This window comes from Micromonospora sp. NPDC005205 (assembly GCF_040608275.1).
Classification (GTDB): Bacteria; Actinomycetota; Actinomycetes; order Mycobacteriales; family Micromonosporaceae; genus Micromonospora.
Genome location: NZ_JBEXHV010000009.1, coordinates 19791 through 36087 on the forward strand (window position 1 = coordinate 19791; position 16297 = coordinate 36087).

General features: G+C 71.7%; 14 protein-coding genes. 6 read left to right on the forward strand and 8 right to left on the reverse strand.

Annotation, left to right across the window (positions count from 1 at the left end):
* Window positions 1-88 precede the first annotated feature (88 nt).
* The gene (locus tag ABZU43_RS17850) at window positions 89-1513 is read left to right on the forward strand and encodes a pyridoxal-dependent decarboxylase (protein WP_355007607.1); all 1425 of its coding nucleotides are present in this window, start codon (window positions 89-91) and stop codon (window positions 1511-1513) included.
* A 376-nt stretch (window positions 1514-1889) separates the two neighbouring features.
* On the opposite strand, the gene ABZU43_RS17855 is transcribed toward ABZU43_RS17850, so the two are convergent.
* Window positions 1890-2891, reverse strand: a complete 1002-nt coding sequence (locus tag ABZU43_RS17855) for a sulfite exporter TauE/SafE family protein (RefSeq protein ID WP_355007795.1) — start codon at window positions 2889-2891, stop codon at window positions 1890-1892.
* A gap of 210 nt (window positions 2892-3101) precedes the next feature.
* Complete coding sequence (locus ABZU43_RS17860; RefSeq protein WP_355007608.1) at window positions 3102-3566, reverse strand: Rrf2 family transcriptional regulator; 465 nt, start codon at window positions 3564-3566, stop codon at window positions 3102-3104.
* Between the two features lie 279 nt (window positions 3567-3845).
* Here ABZU43_RS17860 and ABZU43_RS17865 point away from each other — a divergent pair, with 279 nt between their 5' ends.
* The gene (locus tag ABZU43_RS17865) at window positions 3846-4514 is read left to right on the forward strand and encodes a YceI family protein (protein ID WP_355007609.1); all 669 of its coding nucleotides are present in this window, start codon (window positions 3846-3848) and stop codon (window positions 4512-4514) included.
* Between the two features lie 82 nt (window positions 4515-4596).
* Here ABZU43_RS17865 and ABZU43_RS17870 read toward each other — a convergent pair whose 3' ends face one another.
* The 4 genes from ABZU43_RS17870 to ABZU43_RS17885 form a co-directional block, all read right to left on the reverse strand.
* A complete protein-coding gene (locus ABZU43_RS17870) occupies window positions 4597-5481 on the reverse strand; it encodes an acyl-CoA thioesterase II (protein ID WP_355007610.1) in 885 nt (294 codons plus the stop codon).
* Window positions 5478-6926: a pyruvate kinase gene (gene pyk / locus ABZU43_RS17875; RefSeq protein WP_355007611.1), complete on the reverse strand. Its 1449-nt coding sequence runs from the start codon at window positions 6924-6926 to the stop codon at window positions 5478-5480. Before pyk ends, ABZU43_RS17870 begins: the two co-directional genes overlap by 4 nt.
* Before the next feature lie 270 nt (window positions 6927-7196).
* Window positions 7197-8579, reverse strand: coding sequence for an FAD-binding oxidoreductase (locus tag ABZU43_RS17880; RefSeq protein ID WP_355007612.1), 1383 nt, complete (start codon window positions 8577-8579; stop codon window positions 7197-7199).
* A gap of 132 nt (window positions 8580-8711) precedes the next feature.
* On the reverse strand, window positions 8712-9074 hold the full coding sequence (locus ABZU43_RS17885) for a YciI family protein (RefSeq protein ID WP_355007613.1): 363 nt from the start codon (window positions 9072-9074) through the stop codon (window positions 8712-8714).
* 242 nt (window positions 9075-9316) lie between these two features.
* Here ABZU43_RS17885 and ABZU43_RS17890 point away from each other — a divergent pair, with 242 nt between their 5' ends.
* Window positions 9317-10189: an aldo/keto reductase gene (locus ABZU43_RS17890; protein ID WP_355007614.1), complete on the forward strand. Its 873-nt coding sequence runs from the start codon at window positions 9317-9319 to the stop codon at window positions 10187-10189.
* 51 nt (window positions 10190-10240) lie between these two features.
* On the opposite strand, the gene ABZU43_RS17895 is transcribed toward ABZU43_RS17890, so the two are convergent.
* A complete protein-coding gene (locus ABZU43_RS17895; RefSeq protein ID WP_355007615.1) occupies window positions 10241-11026 on the reverse strand; it encodes an alpha/beta fold hydrolase in 786 nt (261 codons plus the stop codon).
* A 204-nt stretch (window positions 11027-11230) separates the two neighbouring features.
* On the opposite strand from ABZU43_RS17895, the gene ABZU43_RS17900 reads away from it, so the two are divergent.
* Window positions 11231-12589 (forward strand): pentapeptide repeat-containing protein, encoded by a 1359-nt coding sequence (locus ABZU43_RS17900; protein ID WP_355007616.1) that lies wholly within the window; start codon window positions 11231-11233, stop codon window positions 12587-12589.
* A 98-nt stretch (window positions 12590-12687) separates the two neighbouring features.
* Here the strand turns inward: ABZU43_RS17900 and ABZU43_RS17905 are convergent, their stop codons facing one another.
* Window positions 12688-13269, reverse strand: a complete 582-nt coding sequence (locus ABZU43_RS17905) for a helix-turn-helix domain-containing protein (protein WP_355007617.1) — start codon at window positions 13267-13269, stop codon at window positions 12688-12690.
* Between the two features lie 222 nt (window positions 13270-13491).
* On the opposite strand from ABZU43_RS17905, the gene ABZU43_RS17910 reads away from it, so the two are divergent.
* Entirely contained in the window at window positions 13492-14958 is a 1467-nt protein-coding gene (locus ABZU43_RS17910; protein ID WP_355007618.1) for an MFS transporter, read from the forward strand.
* A 97-nt stretch (window positions 14959-15055) separates the two neighbouring features.
* Window positions 15056-16042, forward strand: coding sequence for an SEC-C domain-containing protein (locus ABZU43_RS17915; protein ID WP_355007619.1), 987 nt, complete (start codon window positions 15056-15058; stop codon window positions 16040-16042).
* The last annotated feature ends 255 nt before the right edge of the window (window positions 16043-16297 follow it).

Below are 16297 nucleotides of genomic sequence, written 5' to 3' on the forward strand. Positions count from 1 at the left end.
GGTGGCGTCTCGCTCCTGCCTCGGTGGCGTCTCGCCCTTGCCTCGTTGATGGATGCCTGATCAACTCGTCCGGGTGAGCGTTCACCACATGGACCCTGCCGAGTTCCGTCGCGCCGGCCACGCCGTCGTCGACTGGATCGCCGACTACTGGGCGACAGTGGAGCAACGACCGGTCGCCCCGGCCGACCCCCCGGGCACAGTGGCCGCCGCCCTGCCCAGTGAGCCCCCCACCACCGGCGGCGAACCTGTCGAGGCGATCCTCGCCGACCTTGACTCGATCGTCGTACCGGGGCTGACCCACTGGCAGCACCCGGGCTTCTTCGGCTACTTCCCTGCCAACACCTCCGGCCCGAGCGTGCTCGGCGACCTGGTCAGCTCCGGGCTTGGCGTACAGGGCATGCTCTGGGCCTCCAGCCCGGCCTGCACCGAGCTGGAAACGGTGATGATGGACTGGCTGGCCCACCTGATGGACCTGCCACAGCGGTTCCGCTCCACCGGCGCCGGCGGTGGGGTCATCCAGGACTCGGCGTCCTCGGCGACGCTGGTCGCCACCCTGACCGCACTGCACCGGGCCAGCGGCGGACGCTGGCGGCACACCGGCATCGACCGGCGCTACCGCGCCTACACCTCCATCCACGGGCACTCGTCCATCGAGAAGGCGGTGCGGATCGCCGGGCTGGGCAGCGACGGAACCCGGTCGGTCGAGGTGGACCCGGACACCGAGGCGATGCTGCCAGGCGCGCTGCGGGCCGCCATCGAAGCCGACCTGGCCGCCGGTGACGTGCCGGCCATCGTGGTGGCGACCATCGGCACCACCTCCACCACCGCCATCGACCCGCTGCCGGAAATCGGAGCCATCTGCGCCGAGTACGGGATCTGGCTGCACGTGGACGCCGCGTACGCGGGCGCCGCCGCCGTCTGCCCCGAACTGCGGTGGACGCACGCCGGCCTGGAGTACGCCGACTCCTACTGCTTCGACCCGCACAAGTGGCTGCTCACCGGCTTCGACTGCGACGCGTTCTGGGTGGCCGACCGGGCCGAACTGATCGAGGCGCTGACCGTACTGCCGGAGTTCCTGCGCAACGCGGCCTCCGAATCCGGCGCGGTGATCGACTACCGGGACTGGCAGGTGCCGCTCGGCCGGCGGTTCCGGTCCCTCAAGCTGTGGTTCGTGCTGCGCTGGTACGGCGCCGAAGGCCTGCGGGCGCACATCCGCTCCGGGGTGGCGCTGGCCGAACGGTTCGCCGAGCGGGTCCGCGCCGACGACCGGTTCGAGGTGGTCGCAGCGCACCCGTTCTCACTGGTCTGCTTCCGACTGCGGGCCGACGACGACACCAACGCGGCGTTGCTGGCCTCGGTGAACGCCACCGGACGCGTGCACCTCACGCACACCCGGGTCGCCGGCCGCTACACGCTGCGGCTGGCGGTCGGCTCGCCCCAGACCACCGAAGCGCACACCGACGAAGCCTGGACCCTGCTCTCCGAGACGGCCACCACCCTGCTCACCCCCTGACCCGCCATCGCCCCAAGCGCTCCCCCGCCCGCGCCGCGCTCCCCCGCCCACGCCCCGCACCCGCCCGCGCCCGCGCCCGCGCCCCGCGCCCCGCGCCAAGATCTGCGCAACTTCGCCGATGTTGCTGCCTCCGCAGCGCGAGAGGCAGCAACATCCCTGATGTTGTGCGGATCTTGGGGACGGACACCGTGCCCGACCGACCGGGGCCAGGATTAGTGCGCCCACCGCCGTCAAGGTCACGCTCGATCCTGGATGTAGTGGCCACGACGAGCTGGGATGCCACTACATCCAGGATGTTGCGCGATCTTGGTGACTCAGCCGCGCCAATGACGACGTTCGAGCCGGCATCGGCGGGTGGATGGGCGCAACGCGCGGTTCAGCGTGGGGTGGGCGTACCCGTTGCGGCCAGACCGGCAGGGACCTCGCCGACGGATGCAGCGTCGGAGGCCTCGGCGGGAACACCGACAGCGATGGCGGGAGCGGCGGCGGTGGCGGGAGCGGCGGCGGCTTCGGCGCGGGCGCGGCGGGTACGGCGTAGGGCACGGACGGCCAACACCAGGGCGGCCAGCCAGCCGGCAGCCAGCAGGGCGTACAGGGCGGGGCGGGCCGGACCGTCCAGTTCGGCGGAGCGGATCAGGGTGCGGGCGTTGGTCAGCACGATCACGCCGCCGACTGCCGCGCCGAGCAGTTGGGCGGGCACGATTCGCACCAGCCAGGCGGCCAGCGGGGCGGCGATGAGGCCGCCGATGAGCAGTGCGGCGACGGTGGGGAGCAGGAATCCCTCCGAGCCCAGCCCGATCAGGAAGCCGATGCTGGCCGCGCCGGCCACGACGAACTCGGCGGTGTCCACGGAGCCGATCACCTTGCGGGGTTCCATCCGGCCGGAGACCAGCAGCGCGGGGGTGGCCACCGGGCCCCAACCGCCGCCGCCGGTCGCGTCGACGAAGCCGGCGACCAGGCCCAGGGGGCCGAGGAAACGACCGCGGAGCCGTCCGCCCACCCGGTCGGTGCGCAGTGGTCGGGCGAAGCGGATCAGGAGGTACGCGCCGAGCGTGAAGAGGATGCCGGCCATCCACGGTCCGGCGGCCTCGGTGGAGATCGAGCTGAGCACGGTGGCTCCGGCGAAGGCGCCGACAGCGCCGGGTAGGGCGATGCGGGTCACCACCCGCCAGTCGACGTTGCCGAACCGCCAGTGCGCTACCCCGGCGGCGAGCGTGGTGCCAATCTCGGCCAGGTGCACCGAGGCCGAGGCGGCGGCCGGGGCGACCCCGGCGACCAGCAGCAGAGTGGACGAGGTCAAGCCGTATGCCATGCCGAGCGAACCATCGATCAGTTGCGCGACGAGCCCGACCAGAGCGAGGACCAACAGCTTGCGCACGAGCGCCCCCAGACTTTTCGGCATCTCCTATCGACTTGGTCGACAATGCGGGATGGGGCAGCCGGGGTCAAGCCCCCGATCGGTGGATGGGACGCGACCGGACGGTGCGCCTGGTCAGCGACCCGTGGCGCAAGGCCGGCAACCGAGCGGCGGCAGTCCGGGCACCAGGGGCAGGGATCAGGTGACGTGTGGCCGGAGGTGAGCCGGCGCTCAGATCCAGGCGCGCGGGTCGGCGGCCAGCTCGGTGACCCGCGCGGGCAGGTTGCCGGCGGCGACGTCAGCGACGCTGACCAGTTCCAGGATCTCCCGCTCGCTTGCCCGTAGCGCGATCCAGACTTCCTGGAGGGCCTGTGCCGGGCCGTGGTAGCCGAGCTGCTCGGGGCGTTGCCCGCGTACGTGGGCGAGGGGCCCGTCGATCACCCGGATGACCTCGGCGAGGGAGATCTCCTCAGCGGGGCGGGCCAGCCAATAGCCGCCCTCCGGGCCACGCTGGGCGTGCACGATGCCGCCGCGGCGCAGCTGGAGAAGGATGCTCTCCAGGAACTTCGGCGGGATCTCCTGGGCGCGGGCGATCTGGTCGGCCGTCACCGGCCGGCCGCGCCCGGGGCCGCTGGCCGTCGCGGCGAGTTCGGCGGCCGCGCGGAGGGCGTAGTCGACCCGAGCGGAGAGGCGCATGTCGGCAAGGTTAGTCGCTGGTCAACCGGGCGGGCGGGCGACCCTGGGCCGATCGGCCACGCATCGATGGGAAGTAGCGCCGCTGGCACCCGGCCGGGACCGTTGGACGGCCGCCGGTCGGGACTGCTGAAGTCCGTCATGATCCACCGTGCGGTGGCGGCGAAAATGCCGTTCCGGAGCGTCCCTATGCTGGGCGTGAGTACGAATGTCTGGCCGTTTACCCGGCCGCCAGCAACATATTGATAAACACCCGGGTGCGCTCGGGGGGAAGGCAACACGATGACCGATATCGCCACACGCACCTGGGACGGCATGACCATCCCGGTGGCCGGCACCTATCTTCTCGATCAGGCGCACAAGCGGATCGGTTTTCTGTCCCGGCACATGATGGTCAGCCCGGTGCGCGGCGAGTTCGCCGAGGCCACGGCGGAGATCTTCGTGGCGGAGGACCCGCTGCTCTCCTCGGTGACGGCCACCATCATGTCGGCCAGCATCACCACCGGAAGTGTCGACCGGGACACGCATCTGAAGAGTGCCGACTTCCTCGACGTGGAGCGTTTTCCCACGCTCGAATATCGAAGCACCGGCATTAAGTGGCAGGGCAACGAGGACCCTATATTCCAGTGGGCGCGTCTGCGCAACCACCGGTTGGGCGGGCGAGGCCGAAGTCACATTGTTCCGCCGCAGTCCGACGGCATTCCCGGACGATTCGTCCTCACCGGTGAGTTGACAGTGAAGGGGATCACCCGGCCCGTCGACCTGGTGGTGAATTTTGGTGGTGCCCGTCAGGATCCGTACGGGCAGAACATCTTCGGATTCAGCGCGACGGCCGAGATGAACCGTGAGGACTACGGTCTGCTCTGGAATGTCGTCCTGGAGAGCGGCGGGGTGCTGGTCGGCAAGACGGTGCAGATCGAGATCGCCGGCGAGGCCATCTACCAGGCCTGAAACACGTCATCCCCGCCAGTTGCCTGGCGGGGACGAGCGACGGGATCGAGCGACAACCACCTGGCGAGGTCGAGCGACAGCGTCAGGCGCCGACGCGGCGCAGCAGACCCTCCTGGACGGCGCTGGCGATCTGCCGGCCGTCCGTGGTGAACATCCGGCCGGTGGCCAGCCCGCGCGCCCCGGACGCCGACGGGCTCAGGCAGTCGTAGAGGAACCACTCGTCGGCCCGGAACGGCCGGTGGAACCACAGCGCGTGGTCCAGGCTCGCGCCGACCAACCCGCCCGGCCCCCACACCTCGCCGTGCGCGGAGAGCACCGAGTCCAGCAGGGTGAGGTCCGAGGCGTAGGTGAGCGCGCAGGCGTGCAGCAGGGGGTCGTCGGGCAGTTTGCCGTCGATGCGCATCCAGACGCGCTGGTGCGGGTCGGCGGGCCGGTCGCCGGGGCGGACCCAGCCGGGCTCACCCACGTAGCGCACGTCGATCGGTCGTGGAATCTGGCCCCAGATGCCCAGCCGCTCCGGGTAGCGGGAGAGCCGGTCGGTCATCGTCGGCACGTCCTGCGGCAGGGGTACGTCCAGCGGGGACGTGGCCTGGTGGTCCAGCCCCTCCTCGGCCCGCTGGAACGACGCCGACATGAAGAAGATCGGCTTGCCGTGCTGGAGGGCCACCGCGCGGCGGACCGAGAAGGACCGGCCGTCGCGGATGTTCTCCACCTCGTACGCGATCGGTTCGACCGGGTCGCCGGGGCGGACGAAGTAGCCGTGCAGCGAGTGCACGAACCGCTCCGGGTCGACGGTGCGGCCGGCGGCGACCAGTGCCTGACCGGCGACCTGGCCGCCGTACACCCGTTGTGGGCCGACCTGGGGGCTCATCCCCCGGAAGGTCATCTCGCCGGTCGGGTCGAGGTCCAGCACTTCCAGCAGCTGGTCAACCGCCGCCTGGCCGACCGCGACCCGACCGTCGCTCACTGCAGGGCCCGCGCCGACGCGGCGTCGACCAGCGAGCCGAGCTGGTGTACGCGCAGCGTGTTGGTCGAACCGGGGGTGCCGGGCGGGCTACCCGCCACGATGACCACGTAGTCACCGGGGTTGGCCCGGTCGAGGCCGAGCAGCGCCTGGTCGACCTGGCGGAACATGTCGTCGGTGTGCTGCACGAACGGCATCAGGAAGGTCTCCACACCCCAGGTGAGGGCGAGCTGGTCGCGCACCTCGGGGACCGGCGTGAAGGCCAGCAGCGGCAGGTCGCAGTGCAGGCGGGACAGCCGTCGCACGGTGTCGCCGGTCTGCGAGAACGCGACGAGCGCCTTGGCGTTGATGGCCCGGGCGATCGACGAGGCGGCCACCGTGAGGGCGCCACCGTGGGTACGTGGGTCGTGCTGCAGGCGCGGCACCCCGATGGAACCGGCTTCGGTGGTCGTCACGATCTTGGCCATGGTGCTGACGGTGAGCACCGGGTACTTGCCGACGCTGGTCTCGCCGGAGAGCATGACCGCGTCCGCGCCGTCGAGCACCGCGTTGGCGACGTCGGAGGCCTCCGCGCGGGTGGGGCGGGAGTTCTCGATCATGGAGTCGAGCATCTGGGTGGCCACGATGACCGGCTTGGCGTTCTCCCGGCACAGCTGCACGGCGCGCTTCTGCACCAGCGGGACCTCGTCCAGCGGCATCTCGACACCGAGGTCACCGCGGGCGACCATGACGCCGTCGAAGGCCAGCACGATGGCCTCCAGGTGCTCGACCGCCTCCGGCTTTTCGACCTTGGCGAGCACCGGCCGGAACACGCCTTCCTCGGCCATGATGTTGTGGACGAGCTTGATGTCCTCGGCCGAGCGGACGAAGGACAGCGCGACCAGGTCGACGCCGAGACCGAGGGAGAAACGCAGGTCCTCGGCGTCCTTGTCCGACATGGCGGGCACGCTGACCGCCACGTTGGGCAGCGACACGCCCTTGTTGTTGGAGACCGGGCCGCCCTCGGTGACGAGGCAGCGGATGTCGTTGCCGGTGACGTCGGTGACCTCGACGGCGACCCGACCGTCGTCGATCAGCAGCCGGTCACCGGGCTTCACCTCGTGCGGCAGCTTGGTGTAGGTGCAGGAAACCCGCTCCTTGGTGCCGATGACGTCGTCGCCGGTGATCACGACGGTGTCACCGGTGCGCCACTCGTGCGGGCCGTCGGCGAACTTGCCGAGCCGGATCTTGGGGCCCTGCAGGTCGGCGAGCACGGCGACCGGCTTACCCGTTGCCTCCGACGCCTCCCGGACCAGTCGGTAGACCGCCTCGTGGTCGGCGTGGCTGCCGTGGCTGAAGTTGAGCCTCGCCACGTTCATGCCGGCCTCGACAAGACCCCGGATGCGCTCCGGGGACGAGGTGGCGGGACCCAGAGTGCAGACGATCTTTACGCGGCGTGTCACGCCCATCAGGCTAGTCTCTCCTTCAGGTCGGACTCGGGGCCGACCCCTTGCAGGCAGCGGAACAGTTGTCCAACGACGCGCGGCGCGCGTCGGGCCGGCGGGCGGAACCGCACCGGGAACGTTGTGGCGACGGGCATCAGCGACCGCGCGCCGGGAATCGTACGCCTCCGGCGGCGTGCGCTGTCGGGGTGCTCCCGGCGGCGGCTCATTCCGGGTGCCCCGGGGGCGGCAGGCGGCGGCCCATTCCGGGTACCTCGGGATACCGCGGGCGGCTGCTCATTCGGGGTGCTCCGGGGGTGGCAGGGTGGGCACCGCGTGCAGCAGGTGGCGGGGGTCGTAGCGGCGCTTGGCCCGGCGCAGCCGTGCCCAGTTCGCGCCGTACGCGAGCCGGACCCGGTCGGTCTCCTCCGGGGCGAGCAGGTTGGGGTAACCGCCGGGCAGGGCGTGCGGGGCGAGCGCCGCGGAGGTCCGCTCGGCCCACTCGCGGTGCGGACCGGCGTCATCGCCGGGCGCCCACACCGCGATGATCTCGGCCATCAGGTGATCGGTGCGCAGCCCGAACGCCGTGTCGGCGGATCGGACCCGGGTGGCCGCGCCGTGGAAGTGGTGCACGGCCAGCGCGGAGAACGGCGAGGTGACCTGCCGGGCCGCGTCGACGAGCGTGTCCACAGCACCGTCGGTGAGCGCGGGCAACCACCGGGTCCGCAGCAGGTAGTGGTTGCCGTCGACCATTCCACCGTCGAACATCCGCAGCGCGTCCGCGTACGGCATCGGGCCGATCTGGTCGACCAGCGGGGTGCCCAGCGCGCGGAGCCGGTCCATCCACGGCGCCCCGGCGTCCAGGTCGGAGCCGCTGTAGAACGGGCAGACGAAGATCACCGGCTCGCCGGCCGGGCCGGGCAGGAAGCCGGCCATCACGGTCAGCTCGTCCGGAGCCTCGGCGACCAGCGCGCCATAGCCGCGCAGCACGGCCGGCGCCTCGGAGAGCGCGAACATGATCATCCCGGCCAGCACGCCGGGCAGCCGGTGCGCGCGGAAGCGCAGCTCGGTGACGATGCCGAGGTTGCCACCGCCGCCCCGCAACGCCCAGTACAGCTCGGCGTCGTGCCGGGAGTCGGCGGTGACCCGGCGGCCGTCGGCGAGAACCACCTCCGCGCCGAGCAGGTTGTCCAGGGCCAGACCGAACCGGCCACACAGTGGGCCGTACCCGCCGGCGAGGGTGAGCCCGGCCATCCCCACGGCGCCGACCACGCCGGTGGGGACCACCAGGTCGTACTCGCGGGCGGCGGCGAGCAGCTCGGCCGCCGTGACGCCGCCGCCGATGGTCACAGTGGCCGCGTCCGGGTCGACCCGGACGGCGCGCAGCCCGGTCAGATCGAGCGCCAGAGCGCCGTCGCGCAGCGCCCGGCCGGCCCAGTCGTGGCCTCCGGATCGGACCGAGAGGGGCAGGTGACACCGGGTGGCGATGCGGACCGCCTCGGCCACCTCGTCGGAGTCCTGAACTGCGGCGACCAGCGCGGGCGTGCGCGTCACAGCGCCGTTCCAGAGCCGAGTGGTGACGGCGTAACCGGGATCGCCCGGCTCGTGCAGCCGGTCGCCGAGCAGGGCACGCAGTCGGGCGGAGGCCGACGCGACATCGGGGGTGGCGGCGGAGACCATGGCGACTCCTCGACCGGGGCCGACCCACGACACCGGGTACGCCCCGGCGGCGGCCCGCGCTGGGCGCGACCGTAGCACCGGCAGGCGGTCGAGCGCCGTCACCATCACGACAGCCACCGATGGACCGGCGGCTCAGCTGTCCGCCTTGACCAGCGGGAACTCCAGGGAACCGGCCGGGCAGAGGAAGGTCAGCACCTCCACCCGGTACAGCCCGGCCTGCACCGCCGGGTCGGCCTCCAGCACGCTGCGGACATCCTCGACGCTGCCGGTACGGGCCAGACCGAAGCCGATCGGCGGATCCGGCTCGCGCGCCGGCCCGTCCACCGAGCCGGCGACCAGGACGATGCCGCGTCGCTGCAACGCCTGCATGTGTTCGGCGTGCTCGGCCTGCAACCGTTGCACGGTCTCCGGGGGCAGGGCCCGCCCAGCCGCGCCGGGATAGATCACGATGCACTCGTACGTGTCGAGCGCGAAGTTGACCTGCGGCACTCCCATGGGTGCTCCCTCCGCCGTCACGCCGGAACGCACCGGCTCCGGCCAGCGTCGCACGGACACCCCGGTCGTACCGGGCGCTTCCCGGCAACTCGCTTCGGCGCGCTGACGGCGTGTCCGCGCCCACACTCGGCCGACCGGCGGCATGGCGGGAGGGTTCCGGGGGATGATCCATCGGTGGCGGGTGGGCTCTTCACGCCCGCGCTGTCCAGGCCCGCCACGACGAGACGATTGGGGATCGGGCAATGGCGACAAATATCAGTGAGCAGCCCGCGAAGGCGTCCGGCACGTACCGGATCGGTGGCGATGTCACAGTCAACCGGCTCGGCTACGGGGCCATGCAGATCACCGGCCCGGGTGTCTGGGGTGACCCGAAGGACCCGGCCGAGGCGGTTCGCGTGCTGCGCCGTGCGGTCGAGCTGGGCGTGACGTTCATCGACACCGCCGACTCGTACGGGCCGTTCGTCTCGGAGATGTTGATCCGGGAGGCGCTGCACCCGTACGCCGATGACCTGGTGATCGCGACCAAGGCCGGGCTGAGCCGCTCCGGCCCCGGCGACTGGCGTGCGCTGGGCCGCCCGGAGTACCTGCGCCAGCAGTGCGAGCTGAGCCTGCGTCACCTCGGCCTGGACAGCATCCCGCTGTACCAGCTGCACCGGATCGACCCGAAGGTGCCGCTCGCCGATCAGCTCGGTGAGCTGGCGCTGCTGCGGGATGAAGGCAAGATCCAGCACATCGGGCTGTCCGAGGTCAGCGTCGCGCAGATCGAGGAGTCCCGGGCGATCACCACTATCGCGTCGGTGCAGAACCTGTACAACCTCGCCAACCGCAGCGCCGAGGACGTACTGGAGTTCTGCGAGCGCAACGACCTCGCGTTCATCCCGTGGTTCCCGATCGCGACCGGTGAGCTGGCCCGCCCGGGCGGCCCACTGGACGCCATCTCCAACGCGCACGGCGCGTCGCCCGCGCAGCTCGCGCTGGCCTGGCTGCTGCGCCGCTCGCCGGTGATGCTGCCGATCCCCGGCACGTCCTCGGTGGCGCACCTGGAGGAGAACGTGGCCGCCGCCGACGTGCGGCTCACCGACGACGAGTTCGAGGCGCTCGCCAAGGCGAGCTGAGCCGCAGTTGCAGTGTGGGTGGTCCCGGTGGGGACCACCCACACTGATCGTTCAGAGGGCGAGGCAGTTGGGTCGCACCGGGCCGTCGACCAGGGCGCCGCGCACGATGGTGTACGCCGTGCCGTCGAGCACCAGGCCGAGGTGCCCCACCACCCGCAGTGGACAGTACGACTGGATCAGCACGTTCGTCGCGCCGTCGTTGACGGCGGCGTTTCCGGTCGGACGGACCAACTCGTCCTGCAGGGTGCGGATGGTGGTGTAGCGCACCGCGCCCGGGGTGTCGTCGCCGGCGTTGAGGTCGGCGAGGAACGCCGAGCCGATTGTCATCTGTTGGCAGGCCACGACACCGGCGCAGCTGCCCAGGCCCAGAAACGCCACGATGTTGGCGACGTACGTGCCGTACTGGGGTGTGCCCAGGCTGACGTAGCGACCGACGGTGGCGGTGCCGCCGAGCCGCTTGAGGTAGTACCTGCTGACCAGGCCCCCTTCGGAGTGGGCGACGACGTCCACGCTCGCCGCGCCGGTGGTGGCGCGTACCTGGTCGACGTAGTTGGCGAACGCGCGCGCCGAGGTGGGGATGTCACCGAGGCCCAGCCCGGGTAGCTGGTAGATGAAGGTGCGGTAGCCGTCGGCGCGCAGCCGGGCGGCGATCGGCTCGTACGCGACGGCGACGCCGCTGAGCCCGCCGACCACGATCACTGGGTTGGCCGCCGCGGCGGCGAAGGGCGTCGTGCTGGCGGCGGTGGTGGAAGCGGGGGCGGCGGTCGCCGTGGCGGTGGACGCGAGCAGCGCGCCGGTGGCGAGGGCCAGGACGAGGGCGGTCTTTCGGAGCAGCATGGCTGCACCTCCGGGGGGAGGCACCCGGCGAACCGGGCAGGTGGGTGGGGGTGTCCGGTCGACCGTGCGACGATCATGCCCGCAACAATTTAGAAACGTCAATGACTTGTTACGCGCCGGTAACCCGTTGTTCCGGCGGGGGCGTAAACGGTCATACCGCTCCGCTCCATATCGGACACCGGCGGTCGCTGGCATGCTGTGGCCGTGGCTGTCGACGAACCCACCGAGCGCGAGCTGCGGGTGATGCCGTGGTGGCTGGTCCTGGTCGGCCTGCTGGTCGCCATCGCCCTGGGCTGGCTGGTGCTGGATCTGCTGCTCAGCGAGGCCGACCGGGCCAGCCAACCGGACACCCGCGCCACACTGCGCATCGACGCGATCCGCACCGGCCTGACCGTCGTCGCCGGCACCGGCGGAGGGCTCGCGCTGCTGCTCGCCGCCCGCCGCCAGTGGATCGCCGAACGCGCGCAACGGCACCAGGAGAGCGTCGCCGCACGCGACCAGGTGCACCGGGACCGGGTGCAGGCGCACGCCGAAGCGGTGGCCGACGCCGCGCAGCGCCACCAGGACCGGCAGTCCGGGGCCGCCGAGCACGACGCGGCGGAGCGTCGACTGACCGAGCTCTACACCCGGGCGGTCGAACTGCTCGGCAACGACAGCGCGGCGGTACGCCTCGGCGGCCTGCACGCGCTGGAACGCCTCGGCCAGGACAACCCGGGGCAGCGCCCGACCATCGCGGCGGTGCTGTGCGCGTACCTGCGGATGCCGGCGCCTGACGGCGAGCCGCGCGAGACGGAGGTCCGGCGCAGCGCGCAGCGCGTGCTGACCCGGCACCTGCGCGCGGACGACGCCGCACACTGGCCGGAGCTGACGCTCGACCTGGCCGGCGCCACGCTCGTCGACTTCGACGCCGCCGGCTGCACGCTCGTCGACGCCAACTTCACCGAGGCGGTGCTCACCGGCACGACCACCTTCGCGGGCGCGACGTCGCGGGGGCGGCTGCTGTTCGGTGCGGCGACCTTCGACGAGGTGGTCTTCGACGGGCTCGCGGCCGGCGGCGAAGTCGTCCTCGACGGCATTCGCGTCGGCCGCGAGGCCAGCTTCGACGGTGCCGCCTTTCCCGGCGGTCTGTCCTGCCGGCGAGCCGGCTTCACCGGCCCGACCTCGTTCAGCCGGGTGACGTTCGGCCAGCCGACCAGCTTCGACGCGACCCGCTTCGAGGACGTCACCTCGTTCCGGGAGGCCGTCTTCGAGGGCGCCCTGTCGATGGAGCACACCGAGTTCGGCCGGTCGGCAAGCTTCCACGCCGTCCGCTTCACGAACATGGCGCTGTTCCGCTGGACGGTGTTCGGCGCGGAGGCGCTGTTCGACAGGGCCCGCTTCGTCGACGCCGCGAACTTCGGCCGGGCCCGGTTCCACAGCATGGTCAGCTTCCGCGACGCCGAATTCAGCCGGCCGCCGCAGGTCGAGCAGGCCCGGGCGGTGGCCGACAGTGGCCACCGCTGGCCGGCGGGGACGACAGTGGAGCGCCTCGACGACGAGTGGCTGCTGCTGGTCGACCGCTGATCGGCGGGGCGGGCGGTCAGCGCCGCGCGGGCGGACGCGGCGTTCAGCGCCGCGCTACCGGGGGTGGGGCGTTCAGCGCGGCGCGGTCGGACAGAGCGTCAGCGCGGTGTGGCGGGCGGGCGCAGGCCGTCCAGGGCCACGCCGAGGACCCGGTCACGCTGCTCGGGTGACGGGAACTGGGCCATGGTCAGGCCACTGATCAGCCGCACCACGTCGTCGAAGCCGATGTCGTCACGGACCACACCGGCGACCTGCGCGCGATGCATCAGCGGCTCACCGGCGGAGAAGATCTCCGCCCGGCAGCTGGTGAAGATCTCGGAGTCGTGCAGCAGTTGCTCGGCGAGCGCCCGCTTGGTGGCGACGTACGCGACGAAGCGGTGCAGCCAGGCGACGAGCGCGTCCCAGGGTGGCAGCTCGGCCAGACCCTCGGCGGAGTGACACAGCGCCCGGACCTCCTCGACGTAGACGGCCTCGAACAGGTGCCGGCGGGTCGGGAAGTTGCGGTAGAGCGTACCGATGCCCACGCCGGCCCGGCGGGCCACGTCCTCCAGGGAGGCGGCGGCGCCGTTCTCGGCGAACGCCTCGCGCGCAGCCGCGATCAGGGCGTCGTAGTTACGCCGCGCGTCGGCCCGCTTGGGCCGCTGGGCGAAGACCTCGGGCGCCTGCCCCGGGCTGGTCATGACGTGCGTCACCTCACTCTATTTGCATCCGGAGGACGCCCTCCGCTAGCTTAGCGGAGGCACCCCTCCGGAATCCCGGAGGCCTGCCTCCGGTTACTCTACCTCGGGACCCGCCCGATCGCCGCCTGGCCACCCCGATCGCCCGGACCCCGACAGACCACCCCGTCACGGACGACGGGTGACAAGCCTTCATTCCCGTACGTAATCAGGGAGTTTTCTCTCGTGGCAGTGACCTCCCGGCGCAGCTCGCGTCGGCTCACCTTCACCGTGCTCGCGGCCGGCGCCGGGTTCTTCGCGATGCTCCAGTCGCTGATCACCCCGGTGCTGCCGACCATCCAGCAGGACCTGCACACCACCCAGAACACAGTGACCTGGGTCCTGACCGCCTACCTGCTCAGCGCGTCGATCTTCACGCCGATCCTCGGACGCGTCGGCGACATGGTCGGCAAGGAGCGGATGCTTGTCGTCTCGCTCGCCGCCCTCGCCCTCGGCTGCCTGCTGGCCGCCATCGCGCCGAACATCAGCGTCCTCATCATCGCCCGGGTCGTGCAGGGCATCGGCGGGGCGGTCTTCCCGCTGTCCTTCGGCATCATCCGCGACGAGTTCCCGGCCGCCCGGGTCTCCACAGCGGTGGCCGCCATCTCGGCCATCGTCGCCGTCGGCGGTGGCCTGGGCATCGTGCTGGCCGGCCCGATCGTCAGCACCCTGGACTACCGCTGGCTGTTCTGGATCCCGATGATCGTGGTCGGACTGACCGCCGTGGCCGCGCACCTGTTCGTGCCCGAGTCGCCGGTCCGCACCCCCGGTCGCATCGACTGGCGCGCCACACTGCTGCTCTCCGGCTGGCTTGTCGCGTTGCTGCTGCCGATCAGCCAGGGTGCCGCCTGGGGCTGGACCTCCACCCGGGTACTCGGCCTGCTCGCCCTCGCCGTGGTGCTGCTGGTCGGCTGGCTGGTCACCGAGCTGCGTTCCAGCAACCCGCTGATCGACATGCGGATGATGCGCCTTCCCGGTGTCTGGACCACCAACCTGGTCGCCCTGCTCTACGGCGCGTCGATGTTCTCCATGTACGCGTTCCTCCCGCAGTTCCTGCAGACCCCGACCGCCGCCGGTTACGGCTTCGGGGCGAGCATCAGCCAGGCCGGTCTGCTCATGCTCCCGATGGTCAGCGCGATGTTCGTCGCCGGCGTCATCGCCGGGCGGCTCCAAGCCGTCTTCAGCGCCAAGGCGCAACTCGCCACCGGTGCCACGTTCAACGTGGCCGCCTCCGCGATGCTCGCCACCGCGCACGACACCCGCTGGGAGGTCGCCATCGCCGGTGGCCTGGTCGGCCTCGGCATCGGCCTGGCCTTCGCCTCGATGGCCAACCTGATCGTCGCCAGCGTGCCCGCCAGCCAGACCGGCGTGGCGACCGGCATGAACGCCAACATCCGCACCATCGGCGGCGCGATCGGCGCGGCAGTGGTCAGCGGCGTGATCACCGCGCACCCCCAGGCCAACGGTCTGCCCCGGGAGGCCGGCTTCACGACGGGGTTTCTCGTCCTCACGGCGATCGCCCTGGCCGCCGCGCTCGCGGCCCTCGCCGTCCCGTCCGCCCGGCGGGCGTCGGCCGGTCGCCGGCCGTCCGCCGCGACGATCGTCGAGTCCGAGCTAGCCGGCGAGTTCGCCACCATGCCGGCAACCCGCTGACGGTTCGCGTCGCGGCCCGGGCGGTTCGCCGCCCGGGCCGCGACGCATTCCGGAGTACGCTGACCGCTCCCCATCCGTCGTTCCTCAGGAAGCGCCCATGCCCGAGTTGCTGACCGCCGACCGCATCGACGAGATCGGCGCCCTGGGCCTCAAGAGCCCCGACCCGGCCGCGTTCGTCGCCGAACTGGTGGGCGCCGTCGACGAGGGGCGGGTAGCGGACCCCGACGACACCGGGTACGCCCTGCTGGTCGCCGCGGACATCCTGGAACAGGCCGGCGACCTGGCCGACGCGCTCGCCCTGGCCACCCGCGCCATCGCCGAGCAACCGGACGACAACGCGTACGCCCGAGCGGTGCGCGGCGGTCTGCTGCTGCGCCTCGGCCGCTCGGACGAGGGCATGGCCGAGCTGACCGCCCTGCGTCCGCTGCTCGAAACCGACCCCGCAGCCTCCTACCTCGTTGACGAGCTGGCCGAGTCCGACCGCGCCGACACGGCGTTGGACTGGCTCACCGGGGCGCTCGACGCGATCCTGGAGAGGACCCGCACCCAGCAGCACGCGTCCGAGGACGCCCAGGACGAGGCCGCGGCCATGATCTACGGCCTGGCCCAGCGGCGACACGACCTCCGCGAAGAGGCAGGCCTCCCCCACGACGAGTACGACAACCTCGCCGACCGGCTGCGCGCCGCGAGCACCCACGCGCTCGACGCCGTCGACGACGGCCCGGCGACGCTGCTCTTCTGGCCGCAGGCGGAATTCGACGCCCTGCTGGTGCGCTGGCCGGCGCTGGCCGACAGCTACCCGCCCACCTGGGACGAGCACCGCGCCCAACTCGAACGCGCCCTCGTCGACGCGTCCGCGATGGGCGGCGCCGACCTGGGCGTGGTCGCCGGCACCGTCGACGGTCTGGCGGCCTTCGCCGAACGCACCGGCAGCGACCCCACCGACGAGGAAACCCTCGACGAGTACGCCGACAGCCTCGACGAAGCCGGCGTGACCGCCTGGCCACCCGGCCGCAACGACACCTGCTGGTGCGGCTCCGGCGCCAAGTACAAGAAGTGCTGCCTGCCCCGCTCGCGTAGCTGACATTCCCTCGCCGCCGTGTTGCTTACGCCTCGGAGGCGGTGTCCCCTGAGAGCGCGATGCCGGTGAGTCATCCTGATGACTCACCGGCATCACACGCGTTACTGAACTCGACCGGAGTGCCGCGACCAGGCGCATCGGCAGCACGCCACTGAACCTGAGCGCCGACTCCAGTCCGGAGATCCACGTACGACCGCGAGATCGCGGTCATCGTCATCGAACGCGAGCCCGCCATCGTCACGGGGCGGATGTCCGCGG

Bases quoted from the DNA above. Each gene is read 5' to 3' on its own strand.
- ABZU43_RS17850 (WP_355007607.1), top strand. From the start codon at position 89: ATGGACCCTGCCGAGTTCCGTCGCGCCGGCCACGCCGTCGTCGACTGG.
- ABZU43_RS17860 (WP_355007608.1), bottom strand. From the start codon at position 3,566: ATGCGCCTCTCCGCTCGGGTCGACTACGCCCTCCGCGCGGCCGCCGAA.
- ABZU43_RS17865 (WP_355007609.1), top strand. From the start codon at position 3,846: ATGACCGATATCGCCACACGCACCTGGGACGGCATGACCATCCCGGTG.
- pyk (WP_355007611.1), bottom strand. From the start codon at position 6,926: ATGGGCGTGACACGCCGCGTAAAGATCGTCTGCACTCTGGGTCCCGCC.
- ABZU43_RS17880 (WP_355007612.1), bottom strand. From the start codon at position 8,579: ATGGTCTCCGCCGCCACCCCCGATGTCGCGTCGGCCTCCGCCCGACTG.
- ABZU43_RS17885 (WP_355007613.1), bottom strand. From the start codon at position 9,074: ATGGGAGTGCCGCAGGTCAACTTCGCGCTCGACACGTACGAGTGCATC.
- ABZU43_RS17890 (WP_355007614.1), top strand. From the start codon at position 9,317: ATGGCGACAAATATCAGTGAGCAGCCCGCGAAGGCGTCCGGCACGTAC.
- ABZU43_RS17895 (WP_355007615.1), bottom strand. From the start codon at position 11,026: ATGCTGCTCCGAAAGACCGCCCTCGTCCTGGCCCTCGCCACCGGCGCG.
- ABZU43_RS17905 (WP_355007617.1), bottom strand. From the start codon at position 13,269: ATGACCAGCCCGGGGCAGGCGCCCGAGGTCTTCGCCCAGCGGCCCAAG.
- ABZU43_RS17915 (WP_355007619.1), top strand. From the start codon at position 15,056: ATGCCCGAGTTGCTGACCGCCGACCGCATCGACGAGATCGGCGCCCTG.